A 25,765-nucleotide genomic window follows, 5' to 3' on the forward strand; every position below is an offset into this window, starting at 1 on the left:
ATGTTATTGACGGAGTTTCAGAAGCAAATGGAAAAATATGCGGAGCTGCTCGTCCAAGTGGGCGTAAATGTGCAGCCAGGCCAGGTGCTCTATGTGGAATCGCCTATAGAGTCGGCTGATTTTGCGCGGCTGGTTACGGCAAAAGCCTACCAGGCAGGGGCCAAGTATGTACAGTTGAACTGGCGTGATGAAACGGTAGAGCGCATGCGCTATGACCTGGCGGGACCGGAATCGTTTGCGTTCTATCCCCCTTGGACGGCGCACATGATGGAGAGCATCGCGGAGTCCGGCGGAGCGGTTCTCCTGCTGGACGGGGAGAATCCGAATTTGTATGACGGCGTGGATCCGGCGAAAATATCGGCTTCCCGGAAAGCCGCCGCCGCCGCCCGCCAGACGTATCTCGGGTACATACGCACCAACCGGATCAGCTGGTGCATCGTCAACGTGCCGAGCCAGGCCTGGGCGGATCAAGTGTTTGCCGACCGCCCGCAGGAAGAGCGGGTGAACGCCTTATGGGAATCGATTTTCCGCATGAATCATATCGTTGAAGAGGATCCGGTGGCTGCCTGGCGGAGGCATACGCAGCATTTACGAGCCGTCACCGATAAGCTGAACGCGAAGCAGTACCGCATGCTGCATTACAAGGCACCCGGCACGGATCTGACAGTCGAACTCGCTCCCGGCCATATCTGGCTTGGCGGCGGCCAGGTTAATCAGAGCGGAATTCCGTTCGTGGCGAATATGCCGACCGAGGAAGTGTATACGATGCCGCACCGCGCCGGGACAAACGGAACGGTATCGAGCACCCGTCCGTTTGTGCTGAACGGGCAGCTGGTGGATCGCTTCACTCTGACGTTTCGTGAGGGACGTGTGGTGGATTTTACGGCGGAGACCGGATATGAGGCGTTGAAGCAGTTTTTGGATGCCGATGAGGGGACGCGGTATTTGGGGGAGATTGCGATCGTACCGCATGATTCGCCGATCTCCCGTCTGAATCGGGTTTTCTATAACGTGGGTATCGACGAGAATGCGTCCTGCCATTTTGCGCTCGGGAGTGCGTATCCGACCAATTTGCAGGGCGGGGCGGGACTCAGCGATGAGGAGCTGCTTGCCCGCGGAGCCAACGTCAGCATGCAGCACGAAGATTTTATGGTCGGTTCGGCGGAACTGAGCATCGATGCGGAGCATGAGGACGGCACGATCGAGCCGCTGCTGCGAAACGGAAGCTGGGTGTGAGCGATGTGTCGGTATATCCGGTTGAGCTGAAGACAGACATCATGTCAGTGATTGGCGGCAGCGCAATCTTGAAGCATCAGATTCATCATCCGTAGGGTTACATACAGACAGCGGGCAGGGACTCATCCCTGCCCGCTGTCTTGCTAATTACTTAACTGATCTCGACTCGCTCTGCTGGATGTCTGCGGTATGCTGGATGATCGCTTCCAGAATGGCATCCCAATCGTCCTCATGCAGCTCATGGCCGGTTCCTTCCAGGGTCAGCAGCCGGGCTCCTGGAATTTCCCGTGCCAATGCTTCACCGTGGACATGAGGGATGATCGGATCCTCCGTGCCATGGATGACAAGGGCCGGCACCCGGATGTCCGGTACCCGGGCAATCAATTCCTCTCCGCCGGTCAGCAGGCCATGATTAAACATACTCGCCGTCCAATTTCGGGTCCGCTGCAGCTCCCGTGCGGCCAGCCGGCGGACTTTATCCTCGTCCGGAGCGTGCTTTGACCCGCGGAGCAGGTTCCATTTTTGGACGCTGAAGTTCAGCACCTCCTGTTCACTCTCCCAATTGACCTGATCGGCTGAAGCAAAAAAGGCAGCTACCTTTTCTTCCATTTCCGGCAGACTCGGGTCACGGAACGAAGAGGTCATGATCAGCGTATCGCTCAGCACCCGCTCGGGATACTTGACCGTAGCCATCAGCGTCAGCAGGCCGCCAAGCGACATGCCTGCCACATGGGCCCGGCTAATTCCGTAGGCGTCCAGCACGCGGATGGCGTCATCGGCCATGTCCTCTAAGCCGTACTGCGGGTTGCCGGGCTCATCGTTCATCGATTGGCCGACGTCGCGGTTGTCGTAACGGATGACAAACCGCCCCGCGTCAGCAAGTCGCTGGCAAAATTCGTCCTCCCACCAGATCATCGAGGCGGTGGCGCCCATAATGAGCAGGATTGCCGGATCTTCCTTACGTCCAAAGCTTTCGGTGCACAGTTCAATACCATCTACTTTAATGAGTTGTTCTGTCATTTGTGTTTCCTCCTTAAATTTCAATTCACGCCTACCTGGCGCTCTTTTTCTTCGTTGGTGCTTTCGGCCAGCGATAAGAGGGGACCTTCTCCCGCATCGTATCAAATACGGCGGCCCAATCCCGCTCGCGCAGCAAGCATACCGGCGTATTTCGTTCTACCCGGATGTGCTGCAGCAGGTGCCTGATTTGCACCGGTGTAAAAATCCCCGCCAGTGCCTCGCACACCGGCAGTGCCGGCTCGTTCAGCGCGTATTCGGCCAATCCGCCGAACGCATGATGATGCTGCGTCTGCAGCCAAGGTGTTTTCCGTCTCCGAATACGGAGTACGGCTGCGTCCACCTGAGGTGGGGGTGAAAAATGCTGCCGGGGCACAACCTTCACCAGCTCGAAGTCAAACCACATCCGCCACTTGAGCAGACGCGGGCTGCGAATCTGCCTTGCTGTAAATCCCTTGGCTGCTCCGTGCTGCACGATCAGCACCGCCCCCTGGAACGCAGAACCTGGCGGATCGAGCAGCTTCTCGAGAATGAATGTCGTCATAAAAAATGGAATGTTGGCTACAACATGAAACGGCTCCTTCGGAAGATAAGCCTCGCGAATGTCCCTCTCAATAACGGCTACATTGGAGCCGGGAAGCGCTTTTTGCCTAAGGGCGGCGGCGAATGCGGCATCGTTCTCAATGGCCAGCACTCTGCCAGCCTTCTTCGCAAGCGGGAATGTGATGGCTCCCCGCCCGGCGCCCAGATCGAGCACCGTGTCGGCGGCTGTGACGCCGGCCATTCCGATCATGTCGTGAATGACCGGCTCGTGGTGCAGCAGGTGCTGTCCTTTTGCTGCGGGTTTCTCTATGTTCAAGTGCGTCTTAATATGACGTTGTCGATGTTTATGCATCCATGAATCCCTCCGTTATCCAGCGATGGTTTCTTGCCCATCGGCTGTGCTGTAAAGTGGAGAGACTCAGGATAACGCCGCGGGATCCGGCGGATTTCACCGAATGACAGGCACCTGTGCGGGCCGGACGCACTGCATGAAAGAGCAGTTCATCGGCATATAAGCCCGGCATTGAAGCGGCGGGTGGCGGCACATTATGCATCGACCAAGCGATATTTTTTCCTGAGCAAAAAGGAGGTTACCTGGCAAAAAGGGCAGACCTATCCTGAGTTTCTCTGTACACAGCAAAGCCAACGGCTTTTTTTCTTAGCAGCTGTACACCATGCGAACCCGGATAAACTGATCTACCACACGTAACCCTCCTCACCAGAATCATCGTTAATCTAAAAATAAGCACAAAAAAACACAGGCTGTCTGCCTGTGTCAGCGTTTCGCGAAAGGACCGACCGGTCCAAGGAACAACCGTTCCTTCGGCCGCAGGATATGAGGTCTTACATGAAAGCCGGAAGAGGCCCAATGGCAGGGAGAGACGATCATTCCTATCCCTTGAGGGTACGATCCCGCAATGCGTTCATGTGAGATGAATTTTTAAAGGCAGGCTGGACATGATCATGCGTGTTCCTGCTGATGATGCTTCAGCCATAGTCGTTATAATACCTGGGTTACCTTTAAAAAATGGCAGACCAATCCTGAGTCCTCCGCGTACAAGCAGAGAATTTTGCAATATGTTAGTTGCAAAACGTGCGAACCCGGATAAACTGATCTACCACACGTAACCCTCCGTTCTTCGTAAATTATTAACAGGCTACCATATCGATCCATTTTTAGCAAGTACCCGGCGAAGAAAGGGTATGGCGTTTTCCCGTCGAATAGGTAAATTAACATCGCTTGCGGCAGTTTTACTTGGAATTTATGACACGTTACGGAAAGGAGGGCGTCAGCATCAAACAAATTATCGCTATGGGTGGCGGAGGATTCTCAATGGAACCGGATAACCCCTTGCTGGATCTGTACATTCTTCGGCAGGCAGGCACCGGCCGCCCCAAGATTTGCTTTGTACCAACGGCAAGCAGTGACGCACAAGGATATATCGATCGTTTTTATGATGCGTTTCAGCGTCTGGAATGCACTCCTTCTCATCTTTCCCTGGTCCAGCCCCCAACTGTCGATCTGGAGGATTTTATTCTGGACAAGGATATTATTTATGTCGGGGGCGGCAATACGAAATCGATGCTTGCGGTATGGAAGGAACGGAGTGTGGATCGATACTTAAAGACGGCCTGGGAAAACGGGGTGATTCTATCCGGGCTAAGCGCCGGTTCCATTTGCTGGTTTGAGGAAGGCGTGACGGATTCCATCCCAGGCGATCTGACCCGGCTGGAGGGCCTCGGCCTGCTTTCAGGGAGCCACTGTCCCCATTATGACGGGGAAGCGGACCGAAGGCCCAGTTATCACCGGCTGATCCAAAGCGGACAAATCGGTGGGGGAATAGCCGCAGATGACGGAGCGGCACTGCATTATGTAGATGGTGTTTTTCATCGGGCGGTAAGCTCTCGTCCTGAGGCCAAAGCCTACGAGGTGCGAGCCATGGAAGGGCATGTGGTGGAGGCGGTCATTCCAACCGTATATTTGGGGGAAGCGGGCCGGGCTATGATATAACCGGAATCCCGAATACCGTTAAGGAGGATGGCGCTTGGGCACGAAAGCCGTTTTGTTCGATTTGTTCGAGACCTTGATCACCGAATATGCGGATGGCCGACGGATATCGGGGCGCCGCTACGATTACCCGGGTCTGCTTGGTCTGAGCCAGGAAGAGTTCAAGCTGGAGTGGAGAAGCCGGGTGGGGCGGCGGATGCGCGGGGAGCTGGCAAGTTTTCCGGACGTCATCCGGGATATTTGCCGAAGCAGAGGCCTGGATGCGGACGAACAGTCCGTTCAGACGCTCTACCAGGCAAGGATCCAGGAGAAGCGGATTCCTTTTGAAGCTGTTCGCCCTGACATTTTGGAAATGCTCGAAAATCTCCGTACCCATGGCTGGAAGCTGGGACTGATCAGCAACTGTTCGGAGGAGGAAGTCCGGGGCTGGGAAGATTCCCCGCTGGCCGGGTATTTTGATGATGTTATTTTTTCATACGAGGTACAATGCTGTAAGCCCGACCCTGCTATCTATGAACTCGCATGCCGGCGGCTGCAGGTGCTTCCGGAGGATTGCGTGTTTGTAGGTGACGGAGGCTCCGGAGAGCTGGATGGGGCGCATCAGGCAGGGATGAAGGTCATCCACGCGGTCTGGTTCAATCCCTATGTGGAGAGCCGGTTCGCTCAACTGTCGGCGCCTATGCAGCTTGCCTCCGCATTGCCTGTACGATAGCCGGGCCAGGCATAAGTTTGGATGAACTTTTAGAGGAGGATAAGTGATGAAGAAGATCACACCGATCTTTCGGATTTTCGATGAGGACAAAGCCAAGGAGTTTTACGTGGATTTCCTGGAATTCCGGATTGACTGGGAGCATCGCTATGAAGACGATCTTCCCTTATACATGCAGGTGTCCAGCGGGGACTGCGAGATCCATTTGAGCGGGCATCACGGCGACTGCACCCCCGGCTCGGCGATCCGTGTGGAAGTCGAAGACATCCAGAGCCTCCATGCCAAACTGATAGCGAAGAAGTACAAGCATGCGCGCCCTGGGCTTGAGGATATGGAGGTGAGCGTGATCGATCCTTTCGGTAACCGGATCACGTTTTTTGAGAGGAAGGATGCATGAACCCGGCGAACAAGCTGACGCTGGCCAGAATCATGATGATCCCCGTGTTTATCGTTTTTTTCGCAGAGTACCCCGTACGGCTGGCGGACTCCAACGCGTTCATTCAATTTCTGAATCATTACGGAACCTATATGGCGGTGGCCGTATTCATTCTCGCTTCCGCTACGGACAAGCTCGACGGGTATATTGCCCGCAAATACCACCTGGTTACCAATCTGGGGAAGCTATTGGACCCGCTTGCGGATAAGCTGCTTGTTTCGGTGGCGTTGATCATGATGGTCGAGGCCGGGATGATTCCAGCCTGGATGGCCTTCGTGATGATCGGCCGTGAATTTATCGTGACTGCGCTGCGCATGGCGGCTTCGGGCAGAGGGATCGCTCTGGCGGCAGACCGCTACGGCAAGTGGAAAATGGTGTCCCAGGTCGTCGCCATTACGGCCGTGCTGCTGAATAACTATCCTTTTCAATGGCTGACCAGCCTTCGCGTCGATTCCTTCTTGATGGTGGTCGCCGTGATGATGACCGTCTTGTCGGGGTACCATTACGTGGTCAAAAACGTTAAGCTTTTCATATAAAATGGCTCAAACGCTGCGTGCTTGAGTTATGAGGGAGGAGGCGTAATTTTGATTCTTTGGAGCAAGCAGGGGGTCAGCGTAAGGAAATTGGAGGCGGGCGATGCGGACCATTTGGTCCGTTGGCTCAGCGATCCGCGGGTCCTCGAATATTATGAAGGCCGGGACCGTCCGCATGATATGGCCATGGTGCAGGAGCACTTTTACCGGGATGATCAAATAGAAGCCTGCATCATTCAACTGGACGACCGCGATATCGGATATATTCAATATTATCCGGTCGATCCGGAGGAACGCGAGGTATATGGCTATAGCGAAGAGGACGGGCGGATTTTCGGCATGGATCAGTTTATAGGGGAGCCCGACTGCTGGAACCGGGGAATCGGCACAAGGCTGATTCAAGGCATGGTTTCTTATCTGACCCACACGCTTCAAGCCGATAAAATTGTCATGGACCCGCAAACCTGGAACACCAGGGCCCTGCGCGTATACGAAAAATGCGGCTTCCGCAAGATCAGGCTGCTGGAAAAACGCGAATGGCATGAAGGAGAGTACCGCGATTGCTGGCTGATTGAATACAGTGCAGCCAATGGAGAGGAGAAGCGGGATGAATCATAGTTATAGTCAAAACTTGAACCGTTTAGTCGGATATTTTGAGAGCGAACTGAAAGCTATGCCCGAAGAGGTATTCAGACACAAGCCAGGACCCGCTAAGTGGTCGAAGCAGGAGATCGTAGGCCACTTATGCGATTCGGCGGCGAACAACCATCTTCGGTTTGTCCAAATAAAACTGTCGGCGCATCCGGTATCCCTTGAGGGATACGATCAGGACCGGTGGGTGGACCTGCACGGGTATCAGGAGCAATACACCCAGACGGAAATCATTACGCTGTGGGTTATGCTGAACAGGCAAATTGCCCATGTTCTCGAGCGTTTGACCGCGGAGGATTACGGCAAAACCTGCATTCTTCCCGGCGGCGGTGAAGCGACGCTGGATTGGCTGGTGAACGATTACCTGGAGCATATGCGGCACCACTTTAGACAGATTATCGGTCCGGAGTCGGTAGAGCGGGCGGAGGCCGGGACATAGTCCGGGCGCGGCTGGCTTCATTGAATGTACGTCGATATACGTTTGTTCTAATTAATGACTGGAGGAAACGAACATCATGGAAACACTGCGAGAGCTGTTAATTGAGGATTACGAACAATGCATGGAGCTGTGGGGCAATACGGAAGGGATGGCGCTGAGCGACGCCGATTCGAAAGAATCGATATACCGGTACCTGGTTCGGAACCCGGGCATGAGCTTTGTCGCCACCGAGGGTGATCGAGTGATCGGCACCATTCTGTGCGGCCATGACGGCCGAAGGGGGTATATTTACCACGTTGCGGTCGATACGGCTTACAGGGGCCGAGCCATCGGGCAGAAACTGGCGAAAGCCGGGCTGGATAAGCTCCGGGAAGAGGGCATCGCCAAGTGCCATATCATGGTGATCGAGGAGAATGAGATCGGCAATTATTTTTGGGCCAAATCGGGCTGGAGCCGGAGGGACGGCATTCTGCTGTATTCCTCCAATACATAGGAGCATAACGCGGGAGTACCGTCCATTTTTTGGTCCCAGGATGTGAAACTTACAATTACCGGCTGATCACCGGATTAGGCTTGTTATGATGAGGCTGCCTCGGGTTCGGAAATAACGGGGAGCGTCACGGTAAACGTAGTGCCCTCCTGGAGAGCGCTCTGGACCGATATGTTCCCGCCGTGATTATGGATGATGTTGTGTGTGATCATAAACCCGAGCCCGGTGCCTGATTCCTTGGTCGTGAAAAAGGGCTTGCCCAGCGCCTGGATCTGCTCCGCAGTCATGCCGCAGCCTTCATCCTGAACGCTGATGGAGGCCTCGTTGTTCCGGGCGAGAGCGTGGATCCGGATGATGCCGCCTTCCGGCATGGCTTCCATCGCATTTTTGAGCAGGTTAATGAAGACCTGTTTCAGCTGGTTGGCCTCGCCGGCAATCCAGATGGAAGGTTCGGAGAAGGCGGAAACGATCTCGATATTTTTTAATGCGGCCTGGCCGTTCATCAGCGTGATCACCTGGTCCAGCAGCGGCAAAATGTCCATTGGCTTGCTCGCGTGCGAAACCTGGGGTTTGGACAGCACCAGCAGCTCATTGACGATAAATTCGATCCGCTTCAGCTCGGATTCCATGATCGCAAAGTACTGGTCGTTGTAATGGCTGGAAGTGCGGAGGAGTTTCAAAAAGCCGAAAATGGCGGTCAGCGGATTGCGGATTTCGTGAGCGATGCCTGCGGCAAGCTGCCCTGCCGTCGATAGCTTCTCGGATTGCATGAGCCGGTCTTCCTCAAGCTTCTGGTCGGAGATATCTTTAAAGATCCCGATGACGCACCGCTTTTTTTGATAGGTAATCTTCAGTGAAAATCCTTCCACATGCCTCAGCTGTCCATTGAGACAGCGGATGCGGTAGCGCACGGAGCCGATGGGCCTGTTGTTGTAGTGCCGCTGCTTGCGCTCGGCCAGAATTTCGTGGTCGGCGGCGTCGACCAAATCGTCCGTTGACATGCCGATTACGGCTTCAAGGCTGTCTGCATGAATGAGCCTGAGGCCGGCAGGATTGGCATACTGAATCTGGCCGTGGTTCGTAATCAGCACGGAAAGGGGGAGGCCATCCAGCAGCTGCATGAAGGAATCCTCCCGCTCGTGCAGATGGGTTTCGGTATAATGCAGCCGGGTTTCCATTTGCATCATCTGGGTCCTGTTCTAGAATTGGGTGAAGTAAATCTCAGGTTTCCCGGCCTCATTCCGAATCAAGGAGATGCGGATATCAAGGGATAACCGTTGTCCTGAAGGATGATAGTAATGCTGGTCGATCCGGTGCTGATCCCGTTTCATGGACTGCAGCCATTCCCCGCACTTAACGATGTCGCGGGACAGTTCCTGAATCGCGGGAAGAAGAAGATCCGGCAAAGTGAAATGGTCAGGTGTATAACCGAGGAGGGTGCATAAAGCGGGGTTGACCTCTAGGAAGGCTCCGTCAGGCGCGATAAGGGCCATGCCGATCGCGGCCTGCCTAAAGGCAAAGTCGTAATTATGGACTTCAGCGGATCGCATGGCAGTTCCCCTCTCTACTATCAAGCCGTGGCATATTTATACATATTATAATCGCGAATCTCTTTAATCATCAATGCTAAAGTAAGTGAACATTAACTTTTAAAAGAGAGCCGCGGAACACGGGGACAAAAATATATTCGATATGGAGGTGCTGTAAATGAAAATCAAGCTGACTTTGCTCACTTCAGAGGAATTAAAGCAGCAGTGGAAGCAGGCTTTTACCGAACAGGACATCTTTCGCCCCGATGAGTACTACGACAAATGTCTCGCTGAAAACGCAGCGGGTGTCCGTGAAACGATCATCGCCTATGCAGATGACCAGGTCGCCGGGGTATGTCACCTGAAATACGAATCGGACTACCCCCCTTTCCAAGAGCAGGGCATTCCGGAAGTGAATGATCTGAACGTATTCCCCGTCTTCCAGCGCCAAGGAATCGGCAACCGGATCCTGGAGGAGTTTGAATCGATCGTAAGCCGCAAGGGCAAGCGGATCGGCATCGGTGTGGGCTTGTTCAAGGACTACGGCAAGGCGCAGCGCATTTACTGCCGCAGAGGTTACATTCCCGATGGCAACGGCATCGTGTATAAGAACCAGCCGGTCGTGCCGGGCGAGATGGTCCGGGTGGACGATGATCTGAATCTCTTTTTTATTAAGGAACTTCAATAAAGAGGGAATGTTGGAGGTGTACGATTGGGATTGGAACTGGAAACCTCACAGCCGGAAAGCCACGGCCTGTCGTCCGGCGATGTACTTCGGTTCTTAGAACGGATTGAGGAACTGGAGCTTCAGGTCAACCGTTTGATGCTGCTTCAGAATGGAAAAGTTACGGCCCGTTTCAACCGTCAGCCGTATCGGGAAGAGGCACCCACATTATTATTTTCGCTCAGCAAGAGCTTCACTTCCATTGCGGCGGGAATTGCCAGGGATGAAGGATATATTCGACTGACGGACCCGGTCGTTTCGTATTTTCCCGATAAGCTTGCCGGTGACGTCCCGCCCTACTTATCCCAGATGACCATCCACCATCTGCTTTCGATGAATACAGGACATCATGACAATATCTACTGCCGGGTGATGGAATCCGAGCCAGACTGGGCCCAAACGTTCTTATCCTTGGCGCCGGAGCATCCGCCGGGAAGCCATTACGTGTACAACACCCATGCGACCTATATGGTTGCCGCCATTCTGGAAAGAGCGACCGGCATGGGCCTCGTCGAATATGTAAAACCGAGATTGTTCGAGCCCCTTGGAATTGGCTTGGTGGATTGGGAGACCTGCCCGATGGGAGTGGCCGCAGGCGGCATGGGGCTGAGCATTCCCATCGATGGCGTGGCGAAGTTCGGTCAGATGCTGCTGAACGAGGGCGTGTATGGCGGCCGGAGAATCGTATCGGCGGAATACATCCGGTTAGCCACCACGGAGCAGAGCGATAACCGCCGCAATGAGACGAGGGCTGATTTTTCGGAAGGGTATGGCTACCAGTTTTTCCGGTGCCGGAAGGGATGCTATATGGGAAACGGCGGGTTCGGGCAGCTTTGCTTTGTTGCTCCGAAGCACGGCATTGTCATTGCAGCCTCTTCGGGCATGAGCCATATGAAAAAGCAGCTGCCGCAGCTGCTGGACCTCATCTATGAGCATATTGTGGACCGGGTAGACCGATCGCAACAAGTCAGCTCCGAAGCGTACCCGCTGCTTCTGCGGCGGATCGCGCGAATGCAGGAAGACGCTGAGCACCAGGTACCTTCTGCTTCGTCTCCTATGCCGGATGATTGGGCAGGTCAATACCGTGTCCAGGCTCCAGAGCCAGGCGGCGTTGCCGAGATTGCGGTGTGCAGCCTGGATGAGCGGTCCGAGCTTTGGATCATTTATGCCGATGGCAGCCGGCGCGAACTTCCCTTTGATTTGACGAAGAGGGTAAGCACCAAGGACATCTTCCGGAAGGATCTAGCCATGCATCGGCAGGAAGCCGTCATTTCGGCCCGATTGACCGAGGATCTGCAGCTCGAGCTAACCGTGGTGTACATCGAGGCACCCTATAGGGTCACGCTCACCCTAACGTTCGCGGAGGGGCAGGTTGAGCTTGTGGAGGAGGCCAACGTCTCTTTTGACAAGAAGACAACCCGGGTCACGGCCGTAAAGCAGGAACAGCTGGCGGAAAGGAGCGGGGCATGATCAAGGGCGTGCTGTTTGACCTGGACGGCACACTGCTGGACCGGGATACCTCGCTGCTGCGCTTTACGGAGGATCAATATGAACGTTTTCCGGAGCTTCAACGCGTGGACCGGGATCAATATATCCGCCGTTTTGTAGAGCTGGACGCGCGGGGGTATGTCTGGAAGGACAAAGTTTATGAACAGCTTGTGCGGGAAATGGACTTGGAGCTGTCCTGGGAGCGCCTTCTGGAGGATTATATCGCCGGTTTTCGCCTTCACTGCATAGGTTATCCGCATCTTCGGGAAATGCTGACTGCTCTCAAGCGCCAAGGAATGAAGCTCGGGATCATTTCCAACGGCTTCGGCGAGTTTCAATGGGGCAGCATTCAAGGGCTCGGCATTGCTGATGATTTTGACGCCATTCTCATTTCCGAGCTTGAAGGGCTCCGCAAGCCGGACCCGGCCATTTTCCGTAGGGCATTGGACAGGCTGGAGCTCCAGCCGGAGGAGGCTGTGTTTGTCGGGGATCATGCCGTTAACGATGTCGAGGCCAGCCGGATGGTCGGGATGAAGGCGGTATGGATGAAGGCGGCTGCCGGAGACACGAGCTGTGAGACGGATTATTCGATCACCGACTTAATGGAACTGAAGGACATTTTGAGTAATTAAGCCGGATGCAATATTTGGACAATGGGACCACGAGTTCCGTTGTCCTTTTTTCGTGAGATAAGACGGAGAAGAGGGAAAAAACTCTTTACAATGAAATTGAGAATCATTATCATAATAAGTGTGTATACATACACATAAATTGCACTTTTCCACGCATAATGTGTCAACAAAGGCAATCATGCGTTAAACGATACGGCATTTCGACAACGTTGAACATAGCATAAGGCACCCTGCATGCGGAGCGGCGAACCCGCCGCGAAATACAATCCCTAAAAAAGGATGATACGGTATGGTACAAAACACATTGGCTTGGCCGGAGCAAGAGATCGCCACAGAGGAAAAACCGCAGCTCCAGTCGAGGCTCGGCACCGAGCAGCTGAACATCGGATACGCCGATACGCTCATTGTCAACAATTTGAACCTGAGCATTCCGGCGGGTAAAATTACGGCTTTGGTCGGCTCTAACGGCTCCGGCAAATCAACGATTCTCAAAACGATGGCCCGCTTGATGAAGCCATCCTCCGGAGCGGTGCTGCTCGACGGCAAATCGATCCACAGCCAGCCGACCAAGGATGTGGCGAAGCAGCTCGCGATCCTGCCGCAAACCCCCACGGCCCCGGATGGGCTGACCGTAACCGAGCTGATCGGCTTCGGCCGTTCGCCGCATCAGCGGGGATTTGGCAGCATTAGCTCGCAGGACCGTGAAGTTATCGAGTGGGCCATTAACGTTACGGGGCTTGGGGCCTTCAGAGACCGGGCGATCGACCAGCTGTCCGGCGGACAGCGTCAGCGGGCATGGATCGCCATGGCGCTGGCCCAGCAGACGGATATTCTGTTCCTTGATGAGCCTACGACCTTCTTGGATATGGCGCATCAGCTGGAAGTGCTGCAGCTGCTGCAGAAGCTGAATGAGGAAGAGGGTCGCACGATCGTCATGGTCGTTCACGACCTGAACCATGCCACACGGTATGCGCAGCATATGGTGGCGATCAAATCAGGCACAGTCGTGGCGGAGGGAACGCCCGGCGAAGTCATGACCCGGGAAGTGCTGCGGGAGGTCTTTGCTATTGAAGCCGATATCCTCGTCGACCCCCGGACCGGAGTCCCGCTGTGTCTGCCTTACGAGCTGGCGAGAAGAGCTTAAACCGTTATTATCTTAATATGAGCACCCGTGGAACTTTCAGATATGTCAGCGGCAGGATCTCGCTGGTATGATGGAGCTGAAGCGGGTGCTTTTCTTTTTTAACCCAATAAAATGGAAAGGTTGCTGGTTCATGACTGCAAATTCAGCACATCACCAGGAGCGGAGCACGATTCTTTATTTGGTCCGGCATGCCGAATCGCCTTATGAGGAAGGCAGGGAACGAACACGGGGACTGTCCCGTCAGGGGCTGGCAGACGCGCTTGCGGTCAAGGACAGACTGTTGGGTGAAGGCATTGACCTGTACATTTCCAGTCCCTACGAGCGAGCCGTGCGAACGATCCGGGATGCGGCCGCCTTCGCGGGCAAGGAAATCATCATAGAAGAAGATTTGAGGGAACGGGAAATCGGGCAGATCGGGCGCCTTTCGTTTCAAGAAGCGAAGCAAAAGGTATACGGCGATGCCGCTTTTGCTTTTCCGGGGGGAGAGTCGAGCCTGGAGGCGCGGCATAGAGCGGCCCAGGTGGTCCGGAAACTGCTGAATGAGCATGCCGGAAAGCGGATTGTCATTGGGACTCACTGCGATATTATGACGTTGATGCTGGGCGAATTTGACCCGCGGTTCGATTACGCCTTCTGGGAATCCACTTCCATGCCGGATATTTACAAGACGGAGTGGGAGGGAGAGGCCCTGCGGCAGGTGACGAGAATGTGGAAGGAGTAGGAAATCATATGTATCATTGTTAAAATTTGTGATAGACTGAAAGCGCTATATCTGCCAGTTTCATAGGGCAACCCTTCGAGCTCATCCATTGGCTGTGCGGCCAATCCAGGAAGAGGTTGAGCACACGAAGGAGAATCGACCATTCGGAGGATGATGTTCATTTGAGTAAAGTTCACTTTTCGGTTCAGGTTCGATTGGTTTCGGATTTAGAGAGGTCCAAGCGGTATTATGCGGATGTGCTCGGCTGTGACGTGTCGGACGTTTGGGCGGTAAGGGATGATTTTGCCCTCGGCTTCAAATTGATTCAGGCGGCAAAGGCGGAAGATGTCCGTCCCAACCCCTCCGGGAACAACAAGATGGTTCCATGGGACACTTACGCATATGTCGAAACGCATGAAGAACTGGATCAATTGTATGAGCATTTCAAAGCTAGAGGAGCGCAGTTCATTCAGGAGCCTGTGCTGGAACATCAGGGATGGGGGGACTGGAAAGACTTCGTGCTGGTCGATCCGGATCGGTATGCGATTGCTTTCGGATCAGGCAAAAAGGGGTCATAGTGCCGAAATGACAGCTGTTCCCGGTAAGGGGGCAGCCATTTTTCTATATTGGAGGATAGTTATGAATACACAGCAGGTGCTGGACCGTTTGACACAGCTTTTTATTACCGAGCTGGGAGCACCGTTGACCGGTTTATATCTGCACGGCTCGCTGGCGATGGGGTGTTACCGTCAAGACCGGAGCGATATCGATCTCCTGGCGGTCATTGAAGAGAAGCTCGACCCCGAGGTTTGGACTCGGCTCGCCCGAGGCCTTCTTGAGCTTCACGGGCTGATGCCGGGGCACCGCGGGATGGAAGTCAGCGTCATTCTCAGGCAGTACGCCGGGGAGCCGCTGCACCCGACACCGTTTGAATTCCATTATTCGGAGGCTCACCGGGAGCGGTATGAATCTGATGCGCAGTATGTATGCGGCGGTTATGAAGACCCTGATCTTGCGGCCCATATGATGGTCATTTATCACCGTGGGATAACGCTGTATGGGGAGCCCGCACAGTCCGTGTTCAGGCCGGAGAAAGAGATGTACATCCGGTCGATCTGGTCCGATGTCGAGCATGCCGAAGAGAAGATCGCCGAGGCGCCGGTATATTATACGCTTAATCTGTGCAGAATTTTGCAATTTTTGCGGGAAGGCGAAGTTTCCTCCAAAAAGGAAGGCGGCGAATGGGGACTCGCGGCCCTTCCGCCTGCGTATGAAACGCTCCTGCGCCAGTGTCTTCTTCATTATGGAGGACAGACGGATGAAGTGAGCGTGGAACCTCGGATGCTTCAGGCTTTTGCTCGGGATATGCTGAACGCGATTAAGCAGCGGATGACGGAGGAGGGGATTCGTCCCTGATTATCCGATCGTAGGCAAATGTTGCGCACTTGCTCCTATCATCCATTTCAATTCGTTATTGATAGATTCATAGGCTTTCGTACAGGCCGGGTTCAATGAATACTGGACGGAACGTGGAAGTAATGGTTAAATTTTCATATGAATGGTTCACACCCCGCTGCCGGAGGAACGACGATGAAGCGATTTTTGATCGGGCAATACGGCTCGTTTGACGAGCAAAAGATGGAGCGCGATTTCAGAGACGGCTTTTACGGAATCGAGGCTTGTTTGTTTGAAAATGAAGCGGACACGCAGAAGCTCTTGAGCGCCTCCAGAGCGCGGGGCTTCCACATCGGCGTACATTTTCCCCTGCGTGCGGGGAAGTCGCTGCTTCGGGACGCCCTGTTTCTGGATGCGGACAAACATGTCCGTGATGAAGCGCTCCGGCTGATCCGTGACGAGCTCGACTATTTAAGGAGCGTACGGCCGGGTTACGTGTTGTTCCATTATCCGAAGCCCGTCATCCTGGATGACCGGGTGAACTGGGACAAATGGCATTTTTCCGACAGAACGGAGTATGTCTATGATAGCGATTATTCGCTTGAAATGTTTGCGGAGCGCAGCGATCAGCTTTTTGCCTGGCTTAGCGCCGCTTCCCGAGATTACGGCTTCACGCCGGTTCTGGAATTCGATGCGCTGAATTCTTATATTTATGAGCATGACGTGCTGGAAGCGCTGCTGAAGAAGTACCCGGACATCCGGCTGTGCCTGGATACGGGAAGGCTGTTTTTGCAGCAGAACGTGGACCCTTCTTTTCAGGCCCTGCCGGTCATCCGCAAATATGCGAAGTATGCGGAGGTTATCCACCTGTGGAATCTTCAGTACACGAAATCGTCCGTCAAACTGCGCTACCCGGTGCTGCCGGAACAGCGTCCTGAGGACGGATGGGCCCCGATTGGAGATTATTTAACCGTTATCCGCGAGGAAAACTCGCAAGTCAAAATTCAGTTCGAGCATCGCTCCGACCTGGTCAGCCATGAGGATCTGCAGCGCTGTTATGAATGGGTAGCCGAATGTTTGCGCAGCACCCATCCCAGCTGATGATGACTGGAAGCTTGGAAGGGGAGGAGCCGATGAACAGACCCCGGCTTATTTTGGATGTCGCCGGTGTCATTGCAACGAACCTCTCGCCTGGATTTTGGGAAGAGGCCGCCATGGCAGGGGGAACGAGTTATCGTCAGTTAAAAGACAGCTTCAGCCGGGAAATTCGCGAGTCGTTCTGGACAGGCGGCATCTCCATCGAGCAGTTTAGGGACTGGCTTGCCGGGCATGGACCAGATCTGAGCATGGAACGGCTTAGCGCACTGGCGATGAGGTATTTGCAACCCCTCCCCGCTTTGGGGCGTATTGCCACATGGAGCAGGAACGCAGATATTCACCTGCTGAGTAACCACCGGGAGGAATGGCTGAGCGGGCTGCTGGCACCCGTCAAGGAGCAGGTGAAGAGCCTTACCATATCCAGCAGAGCAGGGTATTGCAAGCCGGATCCCCGCATTTATCAGCTCGTATGCGAGCAGCTCGGCGATGGGGGAGGACCCCACATTTATGTGGACGATCAGGAGAAAAATTTGATCCCTGCCAGGGCATTGGGCTGGCATACGGTGATCGCGGATCCCGAAGGCCGCTGGATGGAGGAAGTTTCGCAGCTGCTGAAGCAGCAGCGATAAGGAAAGGGTGAGCGGCGTGTCGAACGATTTTTATTGCGACGAGGTGCTAAACGGCAAAACGCAGGTCAACCGCGTGTATGAGACGGATCAGGTGCTCGCTTATCATCATACGCGTCCTTATTATGAGCATCATGTTGTGGTGATCCCGAAGATTCATGTAGGATCGCTGATATCCGGAGAAGAGGAGAATACCGAACAGCTGCTGCTCGAAGTTCTAAGGGTAATTAAGAAGGTCGCCTCGGACATGGTGCGGCAGACGGGAGCAGCCAAGGTCGTCACTAACTTAGGAGACTACCAGGAATCCAAACATATGCATTGGCATGTCGTGAGCGGCCAAACGATACGATGAAAGGAAGCGTAAAATGATGGAACAATGGTCTTACAAGACGGTGAAGTATAAAACAGGAGGCTTTTTGGGCGGCAAGGTGGACGAGGAGGAATTTGAGGATTTGCTGAACAGCTACGGCTACGAGGGCTGGGAGCTGGTATCGTGCTTTGACACGAGCGTATCCCAGGGACAGTCGCGGGACGTCATCGCCATTTTCAAACGGAAAGTATAATGCTTGACATTAAACCCTGACGCACAGGGTTTTTTCTTTCTTGAAGGAGCGAAGGCGGGCGCAGCAATATGAACACTAGGCAAAAGGAGAAGATGGTACATATGGATCAACGGATCATTGAAGAGGCGAAGCAACTGGCAATCGCCGCAGCCAAGGAAGCGGGAGCGATCGCGAAGGCGTATTTTGACAAGCTGGAAAAAGTTGACCAAAAAGGGGATAACGGCGACCTCGTCACGGTGGTGGACCATTTGGCCGAGGAGCGGATCCTTGAGCATATCCGCAGCACATTTCCGGATCACCGGATCCGGGCCGAGGAATCGGGAGATCATGGCCAGCGCAGCGACTGGCTGTGGCTGGTGGACCCTTTGGACGGAACGAACAACTATGCGATCGGCCTGCCTGCGTTCTCCTGCTCGATTACGCTGATGCACCAAGGGCAGCCTGTCGTGGCGGTGGTTTACGAACCGATGATTGACCGTCTGTTCGTGTCCACTCGTAACGGTGGAACAACCTGCAATGGGCAGCCCGTAACGAACGGGCCTGCACCGGCGTTTAATAAAGCAACGGTCGCCTGGATCCAGGGACATGTGGTAGGCAGCGACGAACGCGCCACCCGGCTTAGAAACCACATTGACCTGCATACGAAGCGGATGATGCGGCTGTGGGCGCCGACCCTGCAGTGGTGCATGCTGGCGAGAGGGAACATCGATGCCATCATTTTGTATAACTCCGAAGGGGAGGACCTCTATTCCGGCGTTCTGATCGCGAAGGAAGTGGGGATGCTGGTCATGGACTTTGAAGGAAAACCATTTGAAGCCATGACGGAGGAGCCTTACCTGATCGCTTGTCATCCAGAGAACCGGGATTACTTTTTGAATATGGTAGCGGAAGGATTGGGCGCCCGTTAGAAGCTTGCCGCAGTGGCAGTTAGCAGCCCCAAGGTGACGCATACTGAACCGGCGGCAGAAGGGAAGTGGGCAATGGTTTATTTTATCATGGGAATCGTTGTGTTTCTTGCCGGGGGGCTGATCGCAACCTGGGTGTTTGGCCCCTGGGGGACCGTTCTGGCCCTTCTGGTTATGGTCGGCCTGCTGAGCTATTTGTACGGCATGGTGGAGGACTTGAGGGCAAGGGTGAGCTTTTTGGAAAGGAAGCTGGGCGTATCGGAAGAGGATGATTACCGGATGAGCGACGAGGACATTGAAGCGGAGCTCGAACGGGAGCTGGCCGAGGAACCTGGCAGTGCGGAAGAAGCGGAAAAGGGGCGCAGTCCTACCCAGAGGGAGGAATAACGGGCATGACGCCAAGGGCGATTAGCCCAGACAACCATAAAAAGGAGTTGAACGCGAATGGATCAACCGCTTACGATCAAGATCGATGAAGTAACATTTCAATTGAAAAAGCCGCATCCGCTGGAATGGCTGCCCGCCTGGGGCAAAGTGTTTGCGGTGTTTGACAAGCAGGACTCCGGCAACCTTTCGTTTGGCGTGGAAAAGGATGGGGTCAGACGGTTCATCAAGTACGCCGGAGCGGCTACCACGGAGTTCGAGGGGGAACCGGCGGACGCCATTCTGCGTTTGAAGCAGGCTGTTCAAGTTTACGAAGATTTGGATCATCCGAGCTTGGTGCGGCTGCTGAGCCATTTTGAAGCCGGGCCCGGCTACGCCGCCGTATTTGAATGGTTTGACGGGGAGTCGCTGCACCCTCATTGGGCATTTCCGCCTCCGGCCAAATATGAAGACCCGAGGTCCCCGTTTTATCGTTACCGCAGGCTGCCGCTGGAGAAGCGGCTGGCGTCCTACAGGGCTATACTTGATTTTCATGTCCACGTCGAGGAAAAAGGGTACATAGCGGTTGATTTCTATGACGGAAGCGTTCTTTACGATTTTGCCGCCGACATGACGAAAATCTGCGATATCGACCTGTACCAGAAAGGCCCTTTTGAGAACCGGATGGGCAGGCTGTGGGGATCGTCCCGCTTTATGTCCCCCGAGGAGTTTGAATACGGCGCTGCGATTGACGGCATCACTAATGTGTATAATATGGGGGCGACAGCCTTTTTCATCTTTGGCGGGGAGCTGGACCGCTCCTATGACCAATGGGATGCCGGCAGGTCCCTGTATGACATTGCGCTGAAGGCGGTTCATGCCGAACGGGCAGGGCGGTACGCTTCTGTGGCCGACTTCGCGTCTGCCTGGGATAAGGCTCTCCAAGAGCCAGATGGCGACTGATGCCGAAAGCGAATCACTCATTCGTTTTGGTTTTGGTCGCGGACATGGACACAAGCAGGCGTTTTTGGCGGCATGGTACAATAGAAACGCACAAAACAACCGGATGATGCCTTTTGCATGACATTGATTGAGGCACGCTGACGCCGTTTATATCACTTTACTGAAAGAAGGGTACATCTTGTCTTACGAATGGATTTTGTTTGATGCGGATGAAACGCTGTTCGATTTTAAAATGTCGGAGAGCCACGCGCTGAACCAGCTGCTCACCAGCTGCAGCCTGGACGCGAATGATACGGAAATAACGGGCTGCTATAAAAGGATCAATGAGGAGCTCTGGCGCGAATTTGAGCAGGGACGGATCAGCTCGGCGGAGCTCCGGGTCGAGCGCTTTCGCCGATTCGGCCGCGAGCAGGGGCTGAGCGACGATGCCGAGGAATTGAGCAGACGTTACCTGGGATCGCTCGCCGAAGGCGCGTTTATTTTGGCGGGTGCGCTGGACATCTGTCTCTATCTTAAGGAGCACGGTTACAAAATGGCCATCATCACGAACGGCATTAAAGAGGTGCAGTTCGGACGGATCGGCCGCTCCGACCTGAAGGACTTTTTCGAGGCGGTCATCGTCTCCGAGGATACGGGATTCCAGAAGCCGCAGGCGGGCATTTTCGAGCATGCCTTCCGGGTGATTCAGGAGGACCGCAAGGATAAAATGCTGATGGTCGGCGATTCCCTCACCTCTGACATTCAGGGAGGCAACCATATCGGCATCGACACGTGCTGGTACAACCCGAACCGCCTGCCCAACGAAACCGCCATCGTCCCGACTTATGAGATCCACGATCTGGCGGAGATCAAGGACATTTTGGAGATGAAGGGCTGACCGGGCTTGTCGGCTCCTTCATTCACGAAAGCGCTTGAAGAATTTACAACAATTTGACTCGGCTGTAACGAATTTGTGACGATTTGGCCCCGGCTGTGGCTTACAATAAAGTTACATCACAGAGCCCTCTCGCAGCGTTTGAAAACAATCCCGCAGGGTAATGGTTGATATGGATAGAAATCATGATTCCATAAAGGAGATATTTTCAAATGAAAAAAAAGATGACCGTATTCGCTTCCCTGATGATCGTTTTTCTGCTGGGGCTGGTAGTGACTTCAACGAGTGCAGTCGGGTCTGATAACGAATATAAGCCGGTTCCGCAAACCGAGGATACGGTGACGGCGATGCTGTCCACCATTGGGGACAAGAACGGCCACCTCTACGTGACGGTGGATCCGATCGAATGGTACGAGGGCGCGGCGGCAGACAAGAAGTTCCTTGAACGGGAGCCGGACGCCGAAGAGCTGGGCGGCGCTCCTGACGGGTATTACATTGTCAACGACGATGAGACGCTGGAGACGTACGAAATCGCTCCGGATGCTGAAGTGCTGATGCAGCTGTATGATCATGACGGAACCTATGAAGGAATGAACATTCAGTGGAACGAACCGGTCAGCTTGAACAAATTTTTGGCGATTTACCATAACGACAAGCTGCTGGACATCCGATCTTTTCCGTTTCATTTGACGGTGAAGGACGGCAAAGTCGTCAAAGTGGTGCAGCAGTATATTCCATAAATCTCGGGTAAAAGAAAATCCAGTGCCGCCGAGGGCACTGGATTTTTTGCTTGTAATGGCAGTCTGCAGGGCAGCCGGGCGCGAGGCACGGCAAGCCCCGTTACAGATGCGTTCCGCCGCTGGCGTCCAGCAGCTGGCCCGTGATCCAGCGGCTGTCGTCCGAAGCCAGGAAGGCGGCGATATCGGCGACATCTTCCGGCTGTCCCCACCGCTTGAAGATCGAGAAGTTCGCGCCAAACTCGCGGCCTTCCGGCGTCTGCAGCGTCTCGGCATTCATCTCGGTCTCCACGAATCCCGGCATGATCGCGTTGATCGTAATGCCGCGGGAGCCAAGCTGAGTCGAGAGGTTCAGGGTCAGCGTATTGATTGCCCCTTTGGACATGCTGTAGGCGGGAATCACCGGCAGCGAGATCCGGGTCGTCGCGGAGGAGATGTTGATGATCCGCCCGCCGTCCCGCAGCCGCGGCAGTGCTTGCTGAATGACGAAAAACGGTGCCTTGACGTTCACGTTCATCACCTCATCGAAGGCTTCCTCTGTCGTTGCTTCGATGGGAAGAGAAAGGCCGATGCCCGCATTGTTCACAAGGATGTCCAGGCCGGGGCTGCCTGTTTGATTCTGCAGAAGGCCATCCAGAGCTTCATACATCTCCGGAATGCCACGAACGGATCTGAAGTCCGCCCCGAGGAGCAGCGCCGTTCCGCCCTGCTGCTCGATCTCGCGGGCGACCGCCTCGGCGGCGGGGCGGTTCTTTCCGTAATGTAGAACCACCAGCGCCCCTCCGGCGGCCAGGCGCAGCGCGATGGCCCGGCCGATGCCGCGGCTTGCTCCGGTAATCAGTGCCGTTTTTCCAGTCAATCTATTCATGTATTGTCAACTCCTCATCGGTTTAACAGGGCTGTGACCTGCTTGAGTCATTTATAGCATGAGAGGGATTTTGAGATGTTGCTCTCCCATTCGGGCATATGCCCGTCCCGACCGATGAACAACACAAAAAAAGCATCAGCCGGGTATACAAACCGGTTGATGCCTTTCGATGATTTGCGCACGACTAAAAAATGCCCATGCTCAGATACCGTTCTCCGGTATCCGGCGCAATGCACAGCACACGTTTGCCGGGTCCCAGACGCCGGGCTACCTGCAGCGCGGTCCAGACGGAAGCGCCGGAGGAGGGGCCGACCAGGATGCCTTCTTCGGCGGCAAGCCTGCGTGTCGTTCCGATGGCATCTTCGTCGCTGACCTGAAAAATTTCGTCGTAGACGTCCGTGTTCAGGATCGGCGGGATGAACCCGGGGCTGGTGCCCACCAGCTTATGCGGTCCCGGCTGGCCGCCGGATAGCACGGGCGAGCCTTTCGGCTCGGCGACAAAGATGCCGATGCCGGGGAGTCTCTCCCTCAGCACTTCGCCCGTGCCGGTAATGGTGCCGCCAGTGCCCGCCGTTGCGACGAAGGCATCCAGCCGCCCTTCCATCTGCTCCAGAATTTCCAGAGCCGTCGTGCGGCGGTGGATATTCGGGTTGGCCCGGTTCTCGAACTGCTGAGGAATGAAGCTGCCTTCAATTTCCCGGTGCAGCTCCTGCGCCTTGCGAATGGCGCCGGGCATCCGCTCCGCTGCGGGCGTCAGCACCACTTCGGCTCCATACGCCTTCAGCAGATTGATCCGCTCCTTGGTCATGTTGTCGGGCATCACCATAATGGCGCGGTATCCTTTGGCCGCCGCGTTCATCGCCAGCCCGATGCCGGTGTTGCCGCTCGTCGGCTCGATAATAGTCGAGCCCGGCTTCAGCAGGCCGTCCTGCTCCGCCTGCGCGATCAAATTATAAGCGGCCCGGTCCTTGACGCTTCCGCTAGGGTTGAAGTATTCGAGCTTCACGTACACGTCGGCATCCTGTTCTCCCGCCAAACGGCGGAGCTTGACCGCCGGGGTATCGCCGATGAGCTCGGTAATATTTTGCACAACTTTCGGTCCAGTCATGGGGTCCATCTCCTTGTCAGTTCATCAGCCGGTTCACAGCTTCTAAGCTTTCCGTTCATTATAGAACTTCGGCAGGGAGATCACAACGTAGAGGCAGCGGAAGGAGATACCGGCGAGGGCAGCGTGAAAGGCTTTATGGCCGGCTTAAAGAACGCTTTTATCCCTGGCTTTGGCTGCCGCTGACGCTTTGGATATTTTCGCGGGCAGGACAAAGAACAGCAGCTGCATCAATGCGAAAATCAGCAGGGCGATTCCCTCCTCCGCCAGCAAATATAAGGGGTGCGGGCCGAGAAAGTCCAGAATCGAAGCGGTCGGCGGCTTGTGCATCAGAAACATGTAGTTGGACCCCAGCATCCAGTTGATGACGCCAACTCCAAGTGCAAGAACGTTCAGAAAAATCATCGTCCAGCCGATAGATCTCCAGGTGGGCTGAAGCTTTTCGACCCAGGTCATGTACAGGGATGCTAGAATGATGAGCATATGAGCCGCGAAGAATTGAAAGAACCGGAAATGAGGGTAGGCAAAATCCAGGCTTGGGGTGATGAGGGCCTGAAGGGCGCCGCCGATCCCGGCGAAGAACAGGATTTGATAGAGGAAGCGGCTGCGGACGGCCAGCATGACGACCGAGAGCAGCAGCGTAATGCTGCACAGCTCGAGCGGCAGCGTGGACTTGATGTTCCAGTAGCCTTCTGTTATGTTCCATATGTCGAGTGCGATTTCGGAGGCGATCAGACAGGCGATGATCAAATAACGGACCGTCTGTCTGGCCGGCACGCTGTCCTGAAGGCGGATTCTGCCCAGGAACAGCAGGATGCAGGCGAGCACGAAGACCGTCAGCGCAGCAAGGTGCGGGCCGGAAAACATGACGAACGAATGGCTCATACATTCATGCTCCTTTGCTACTAAAGATCGTAAAGCTGACGCATATCTCTTATCATATCCACTTTCTGGAATATCGCAAGATCTGAAGGACGCCTCCTTCAATCGGGTATAGGTATGGTAAGCGGATTTATACTTGGAAAATTATTGTTGGTCAATACTATGGATGGAGTCGATGGCTATGGATGAGACGATAACCCCCGCCGAGCGGGTTCGAATCGGACTTTCCGGCTGGGGGGATCATGACGACATTTACGAAAAGGGAACCAAGGCGGGTGAGAAGCTGGGGATGTACGGCAACGTGTTCCCCATCGTGGAGATGGACAACTCCTTCTATGCGACTCCCTCGCCGGAGCGTATGGAGAAATGGGCTGCCCAAACGCCGGATTCCTTCGGTTTTGTGGTGAAAGCCTATCAGGGAATGACCGGACACGCCCGGGGCAAAAGCCCTTATCCTGATTCCAAGACGATGTTTCAAGCGTTCCGGGAATCTGCGGAGGTGCTGCGCCAGGCCGGCAAGCTGAGCGCCGTGCTGTTTCAGTATCCGCCGTGGTTTGACTGTGAGCGCAAGCATGTGGACATACTGCGCCGGACCCGCGAGTGGATGGACGGATTTCCGCTGGCGTTGGAATTCCGTCATCAGAGCTGGTTTGCCGGGGAGATGAGGGAGAAGACGCTGGCCTTTATGAAGGAAGAAGGATGGATTCATACCGTCTGCGACGAGCCTCAGGCCGGAGAGGGATCGGTGCCGCTCGTTCTGGAAGCGACCCGTGAAGACGTGTCGCTTGTGCGGCTGCATGGCCGCAATACGGCGGGATGGCATTCCAGCGGTCAGCCCAATTGGCGGGAGGTCCGGTATTTGTACAGGTACAGCGACGAGGAGCTTGAGGAATGGAAGGAGCATATCGGGAAGCTGCTGGAGAAAACCCGGGAATGCTGGGTCATTTTTAACAACAATTCGGGCGGGGATGCGGCGGACAATGCAATTCAGCTGATGGACATGCTCGGCATGAAGACCCCGGAGAAGCCTCCGGGACAGCTGTCGCTTTTTGGCGAAGGGGAGCTGTAAATATTGTCATATACGAGAATGGGTGACAAACTTGATCC

At 54.7% G+C, this 25,765-nt stretch carries 32 protein-coding genes; 25 read left to right on the forward strand and 7 right to left on the reverse strand.

The genetic code is table 11. The features are described from left to right. Positions 1-6: 6 nt before the first annotated feature. Positions 7-1,236 carry an aminopeptidase gene (locus tag C7820_RS17195; RefSeq protein WP_116232094.1) on the forward strand — a complete coding sequence of 410 codons (1,230 nt, stop codon included), beginning with the start codon at positions 7-9 and terminating at the stop codon, positions 1,234-1,236. Positions 1,237-1,383: 147 nt separating this feature from the next. Here the strand turns inward: C7820_RS17195 and C7820_RS17200 are convergent, their stop codons facing one another. Both C7820_RS17200 and erm read right to left on the reverse strand, forming a co-directional pair. Beyond that, on the reverse strand, positions 1,384-2,256 hold the full coding sequence (locus C7820_RS17200; RefSeq protein WP_116232095.1) for an alpha/beta fold hydrolase: 873 nt from the start codon (positions 2,254-2,256) through the stop codon (positions 1,384-1,386). 31 nt (positions 2,257-2,287) lie between these two features. Then, on the reverse strand, positions 2,288-3,148 hold the full coding sequence (erm, locus tag C7820_RS17205) for a 23S ribosomal RNA methyltransferase Erm (RefSeq protein WP_116232096.1): 861 nt from the start codon (positions 3,146-3,148) through the stop codon (positions 2,288-2,290). Positions 3,149-4,090: 942 nt separating this feature from the next. On the opposite strand from erm, the gene C7820_RS17210 reads away from it, so the two are divergent. From C7820_RS17210 to C7820_RS17240, 7 genes are all read left to right on the forward strand, one after another. After that, positions 4,091-4,807: a Type 1 glutamine amidotransferase-like domain-containing protein gene (locus C7820_RS17210; RefSeq protein ID WP_116232657.1), complete on the forward strand. Its 717-nt coding sequence runs from the start codon at positions 4,091-4,093 to the stop codon at positions 4,805-4,807. Between the two features lie 34 nt (positions 4,808-4,841). Then, the gene (locus tag C7820_RS17215) at positions 4,842-5,516 is read left to right on the forward strand and encodes an HAD family hydrolase (protein WP_116232097.1); all 675 of its coding nucleotides are present in this window, start codon (positions 4,842-4,844) and stop codon (positions 5,514-5,516) included. A gap of 46 nt (positions 5,517-5,562) precedes the next feature. After that, positions 5,563-5,910: a glyoxalase superfamily protein gene (locus C7820_RS17220; RefSeq protein WP_181909099.1), complete on the forward strand. Its 348-nt coding sequence runs from the start codon at positions 5,563-5,565 to the stop codon at positions 5,908-5,910. Further along, positions 5,907-6,485, forward strand: coding sequence for a CDP-diacylglycerol--glycerol-3-phosphate 3-phosphatidyltransferase (gene pgsA, locus C7820_RS17225; RefSeq protein ID WP_116232099.1), 579 nt, complete (start codon positions 5,907-5,909; stop codon positions 6,483-6,485). The genes C7820_RS17220 and pgsA overlap by 4 nt, the downstream gene beginning before the upstream one ends. Positions 6,486-6,533: 48 nt before the next feature. Next, complete coding sequence (locus C7820_RS17230; RefSeq protein WP_116232100.1) at positions 6,534-7,100, forward strand: GNAT family N-acetyltransferase; 567 nt, start codon at positions 6,534-6,536, stop codon at positions 7,098-7,100. Beyond that, positions 7,090-7,572, forward strand: a complete 483-nt coding sequence (locus tag C7820_RS17235) for a DinB family protein (RefSeq protein WP_116232101.1) — start codon at positions 7,090-7,092, stop codon at positions 7,570-7,572. The genes C7820_RS17230 and C7820_RS17235 overlap by 11 nt, the downstream gene beginning before the upstream one ends. 76 nt (positions 7,573-7,648) lie before the next feature. Beyond that, positions 7,649-8,065 (forward strand): GNAT family N-acetyltransferase, encoded by a 417-nt coding sequence (locus tag C7820_RS17240; protein ID WP_116232102.1) that lies wholly within the window; start codon positions 7,649-7,651, stop codon positions 8,063-8,065. A gap of 83 nt (positions 8,066-8,148) precedes the next feature. Here C7820_RS17240 and C7820_RS17245 read toward each other — a convergent pair whose 3' ends face one another. Then, on the reverse strand, positions 8,149-9,249 hold the full coding sequence (locus C7820_RS17245; RefSeq protein ID WP_258875292.1) for an ATP-binding protein: 1,101 nt from the start codon (positions 9,247-9,249) through the stop codon (positions 8,149-8,151). A gap of 12 nt (positions 9,250-9,261) precedes the next feature. After that, positions 9,262-9,612: a PAS domain S-box protein gene (locus tag C7820_RS33875; protein ID WP_258875293.1), complete on the reverse strand. Its 351-nt coding sequence runs from the start codon at positions 9,610-9,612 to the stop codon at positions 9,262-9,264. A 157-nt stretch (positions 9,613-9,769) separates the two neighbouring features. On the opposite strand from C7820_RS33875, the gene C7820_RS17250 reads away from it, so the two are divergent. The 16 genes from C7820_RS17250 to C7820_RS17325 all read left to right on the forward strand — a co-directional run bounded on the left by C7820_RS17250 (position 9,770) and on the right by C7820_RS17325 (position 21,806). Further along, positions 9,770-10,279 (forward strand): GNAT family N-acetyltransferase, encoded by a 510-nt coding sequence (locus tag C7820_RS17250; RefSeq protein WP_116232103.1) that lies wholly within the window; start codon positions 9,770-9,772, stop codon positions 10,277-10,279. A 24-nt stretch (positions 10,280-10,303) separates the two neighbouring features. Continuing rightward, complete coding sequence (locus C7820_RS17255; protein WP_116232104.1) at positions 10,304-11,785, forward strand: serine hydrolase domain-containing protein; 1,482 nt, start codon at positions 10,304-10,306, stop codon at positions 11,783-11,785. Next, positions 11,782-12,435, forward strand: a complete 654-nt coding sequence (locus tag C7820_RS17260) for an HAD family hydrolase (RefSeq protein ID WP_116232105.1) — start codon at positions 11,782-11,784, stop codon at positions 12,433-12,435. The genes C7820_RS17255 and C7820_RS17260 overlap by 4 nt, the downstream gene beginning before the upstream one ends. A 289-nt stretch (positions 12,436-12,724) precedes the next feature. Continuing rightward, the gene (locus C7820_RS17265; RefSeq protein WP_116232106.1) at positions 12,725-13,579 is read left to right on the forward strand and encodes an ABC transporter ATP-binding protein; all 855 of its coding nucleotides are present in this window, start codon (positions 12,725-12,727) and stop codon (positions 13,577-13,579) included. 130 nt (positions 13,580-13,709) lie between these two features. Then, positions 13,710-14,300, forward strand: a complete 591-nt coding sequence (locus C7820_RS17270; protein ID WP_116232658.1) for a histidine phosphatase family protein — start codon at positions 13,710-13,712, stop codon at positions 14,298-14,300. Between the two features lie 161 nt (positions 14,301-14,461). After that, the gene (locus C7820_RS17275) at positions 14,462-14,857 is read left to right on the forward strand and encodes a VOC family protein (protein WP_116232107.1); all 396 of its coding nucleotides are present in this window, start codon (positions 14,462-14,464) and stop codon (positions 14,855-14,857) included. A gap of 61 nt (positions 14,858-14,918) precedes the next feature. Beyond that, a complete protein-coding gene (locus C7820_RS17280) occupies positions 14,919-15,695 on the forward strand; it encodes an aminoglycoside adenylyltransferase domain-containing protein (RefSeq protein ID WP_116232108.1) in 777 nt (258 codons plus the stop codon). 174 nt (positions 15,696-15,869) lie between these two features. Next, positions 15,870-16,775 carry an apurinic/apyrimidinic endonuclease family protein gene (locus tag C7820_RS17285; RefSeq protein WP_116232109.1) on the forward strand — a complete coding sequence of 302 codons (906 nt, stop codon included), beginning with the start codon at positions 15,870-15,872 and terminating at the stop codon, positions 16,773-16,775. 32 nt (positions 16,776-16,807) lie between these two features. Continuing rightward, complete coding sequence (locus C7820_RS17290; protein ID WP_181909100.1) at positions 16,808-17,401, forward strand: HAD family hydrolase; 594 nt, start codon at positions 16,808-16,810, stop codon at positions 17,399-17,401. 16 nt (positions 17,402-17,417) lie between these two features. Further along, the gene (locus C7820_RS17295) at positions 17,418-17,750 is read left to right on the forward strand and encodes an HIT family protein (protein WP_116232111.1); all 333 of its coding nucleotides are present in this window, start codon (positions 17,418-17,420) and stop codon (positions 17,748-17,750) included. A gap of 16 nt (positions 17,751-17,766) precedes the next feature. Further along, positions 17,767-17,961 (forward strand): DUF4177 domain-containing protein, encoded by a 195-nt coding sequence (locus C7820_RS17300; RefSeq protein WP_076173494.1) that lies wholly within the window; start codon positions 17,767-17,769, stop codon positions 17,959-17,961. A gap of 68 nt (positions 17,962-18,029) precedes the next feature. Continuing rightward, positions 18,030-18,869, forward strand: a complete 840-nt coding sequence (locus C7820_RS17305) for an inositol monophosphatase family protein (RefSeq protein ID WP_258875294.1) — start codon at positions 18,030-18,032, stop codon at positions 18,867-18,869. 12 nt (positions 18,870-18,881) lie between these two features. Beyond that, positions 18,882-19,253 carry a hypothetical protein gene (locus C7820_RS17310; protein ID WP_147306283.1) on the forward strand — a complete coding sequence of 124 codons (372 nt, stop codon included), beginning with the start codon at positions 18,882-18,884 and terminating at the stop codon, positions 19,251-19,253. A 57-nt stretch (positions 19,254-19,310) separates the two neighbouring features. After that, positions 19,311-20,192 carry a serine/threonine-protein kinase gene (locus C7820_RS17315; protein WP_116232114.1) on the forward strand — a complete coding sequence of 294 codons (882 nt, stop codon included), beginning with the start codon at positions 19,311-19,313 and terminating at the stop codon, positions 20,190-20,192. A gap of 178 nt (positions 20,193-20,370) precedes the next feature. Beyond that, positions 20,371-21,069, forward strand: coding sequence for a YjjG family noncanonical pyrimidine nucleotidase (locus tag C7820_RS17320; protein ID WP_116232115.1), 699 nt, complete (start codon positions 20,371-20,373; stop codon positions 21,067-21,069). Positions 21,070-21,278: 209 nt separating this feature from the next. After that, positions 21,279-21,806, forward strand: a complete 528-nt coding sequence (locus tag C7820_RS17325) for a hypothetical protein (RefSeq protein ID WP_116232116.1) — start codon at positions 21,279-21,281, stop codon at positions 21,804-21,806. A gap of 100 nt (positions 21,807-21,906) precedes the next feature. Here the strand turns inward: C7820_RS17325 and C7820_RS17330 are convergent, their stop codons facing one another. From C7820_RS17330 to C7820_RS17340, 3 genes are all read right to left on the reverse strand, one after another. Next, positions 21,907-22,671 (reverse strand): SDR family oxidoreductase, encoded by a 765-nt coding sequence (locus tag C7820_RS17330; protein WP_116232117.1) that lies wholly within the window; start codon positions 22,669-22,671, stop codon positions 21,907-21,909. A 184-nt stretch (positions 22,672-22,855) separates the two neighbouring features. Beyond that, entirely contained in the window at positions 22,856-23,779 is a 924-nt protein-coding gene (cysK, locus tag C7820_RS17335; RefSeq protein WP_116232118.1) for a cysteine synthase A, read from the reverse strand. 144 nt (positions 23,780-23,923) lie between these two features. Continuing rightward, positions 23,924-24,661, reverse strand: a complete 738-nt coding sequence (locus C7820_RS17340; protein ID WP_116232119.1) for a YwaF family protein — start codon at positions 24,659-24,661, stop codon at positions 23,924-23,926. A 178-nt stretch (positions 24,662-24,839) separates the two neighbouring features. Between C7820_RS17340 and C7820_RS17345 the strand changes: the two genes are divergently transcribed. Beyond that, positions 24,840-25,727: a DUF72 domain-containing protein gene (locus C7820_RS17345; RefSeq protein WP_116232120.1), complete on the forward strand. Its 888-nt coding sequence runs from the start codon at positions 24,840-24,842 to the stop codon at positions 25,725-25,727. Positions 25,728-25,765 lie beyond the last annotated feature (38 nt).

The organism is Paenibacillus sp. VMFN-D1, assembly GCF_003386155.1.
Classification (GTDB): domain Bacteria; phylum Bacillota; class Bacilli; order Paenibacillales; family Paenibacillaceae; genus Paenibacillus_AQ; species Paenibacillus_AQ favisporus.

What these genes read in the sequence shown, in the direction of transcription:
- C7820_RS17200 (WP_116232095.1), bottom strand. Translation starts at nt 2,256, where the DNA reads ATGACAGAACAACTCATTAAAGTAGATGGTATTGAACTGTGCACCGAA.
- erm (WP_116232096.1), bottom strand. Translation starts at nt 3,148, where the DNA reads ATGCATAAACATCGACAACGTCATATTAAGACGCACTTGAACATAGAG.
- C7820_RS17220 (WP_181909099.1), top strand. Translation starts at nt 5,563, where the DNA reads ATGAAGAAGATCACACCGATCTTTCGGATTTTCGATGAGGACAAAGCC.
- pgsA (WP_116232099.1), top strand. Translation starts at nt 5,907, where the DNA reads ATGAACCCGGCGAACAAGCTGACGCTGGCCAGAATCATGATGATCCCC.
- C7820_RS17235 (WP_116232101.1), top strand. Translation starts at nt 7,090, where the DNA reads ATGAATCATAGTTATAGTCAAAACTTGAACCGTTTAGTCGGATATTTT.
- C7820_RS17240 (WP_116232102.1), top strand. Translation starts at nt 7,649, where the DNA reads ATGGAAACACTGCGAGAGCTGTTAATTGAGGATTACGAACAATGCATG.
- C7820_RS17245 (WP_258875292.1), bottom strand. Translation starts at nt 9,249, where the DNA reads ATGATGCAAATGGAAACCCGGCTGCATTATACCGAAACCCATCTGCAC.
- C7820_RS33875 (WP_258875293.1), bottom strand. Translation starts at nt 9,612, where the DNA reads ATGCGATCCGCTGAAGTCCATAATTACGACTTTGCCTTTAGGCAGGCC.
- C7820_RS17250 (WP_116232103.1), top strand. Translation starts at nt 9,770, where the DNA reads ATGAAAATCAAGCTGACTTTGCTCACTTCAGAGGAATTAAAGCAGCAG.
- C7820_RS17260 (WP_116232105.1), top strand. Translation starts at nt 11,782, where the DNA reads ATGATCAAGGGCGTGCTGTTTGACCTGGACGGCACACTGCTGGACCGG.
- C7820_RS17265 (WP_116232106.1), top strand. Translation starts at nt 12,725, where the DNA reads ATGGTACAAAACACATTGGCTTGGCCGGAGCAAGAGATCGCCACAGAG.
- C7820_RS17270 (WP_116232658.1), top strand. Translation starts at nt 13,710, where the DNA reads ATGACTGCAAATTCAGCACATCACCAGGAGCGGAGCACGATTCTTTAT.
- C7820_RS17280 (WP_116232108.1), top strand. Translation starts at nt 14,919, where the DNA reads ATGAATACACAGCAGGTGCTGGACCGTTTGACACAGCTTTTTATTACC.
- C7820_RS17285 (WP_116232109.1), top strand. Translation starts at nt 15,870, where the DNA reads ATGAAGCGATTTTTGATCGGGCAATACGGCTCGTTTGACGAGCAAAAG.
- C7820_RS17290 (WP_181909100.1), top strand. Translation starts at nt 16,808, where the DNA reads ATGAACAGACCCCGGCTTATTTTGGATGTCGCCGGTGTCATTGCAACG.
- C7820_RS17300 (WP_076173494.1), top strand. Translation starts at nt 17,767, where the DNA reads ATGGAACAATGGTCTTACAAGACGGTGAAGTATAAAACAGGAGGCTTT.
- C7820_RS17305 (WP_258875294.1), top strand. Translation starts at nt 18,030, where the DNA reads ATGAACACTAGGCAAAAGGAGAAGATGGTACATATGGATCAACGGATC.
- C7820_RS17315 (WP_116232114.1), top strand. Translation starts at nt 19,311, where the DNA reads ATGGATCAACCGCTTACGATCAAGATCGATGAAGTAACATTTCAATTG.
- C7820_RS17325 (WP_116232116.1), top strand. Translation starts at nt 21,279, where the DNA reads ATGAAAAAAAAGATGACCGTATTCGCTTCCCTGATGATCGTTTTTCTG.
- C7820_RS17330 (WP_116232117.1), bottom strand. Translation starts at nt 22,671, where the DNA reads ATGAATAGATTGACTGGAAAAACGGCACTGATTACCGGAGCAAGCCGC.
- cysK (WP_116232118.1), bottom strand. Translation starts at nt 23,779, where the DNA reads ATGACTGGACCGAAAGTTGTGCAAAATATTACCGAGCTCATCGGCGAT.
- C7820_RS17340 (WP_116232119.1), bottom strand. Translation starts at nt 24,661, where the DNA reads ATGAGCCATTCGTTCGTCATGTTTTCCGGCCCGCACCTTGCTGCGCTG.
- C7820_RS17345 (WP_116232120.1), top strand. Translation starts at nt 24,840, where the DNA reads ATGGATGAGACGATAACCCCCGCCGAGCGGGTTCGAATCGGACTTTCC.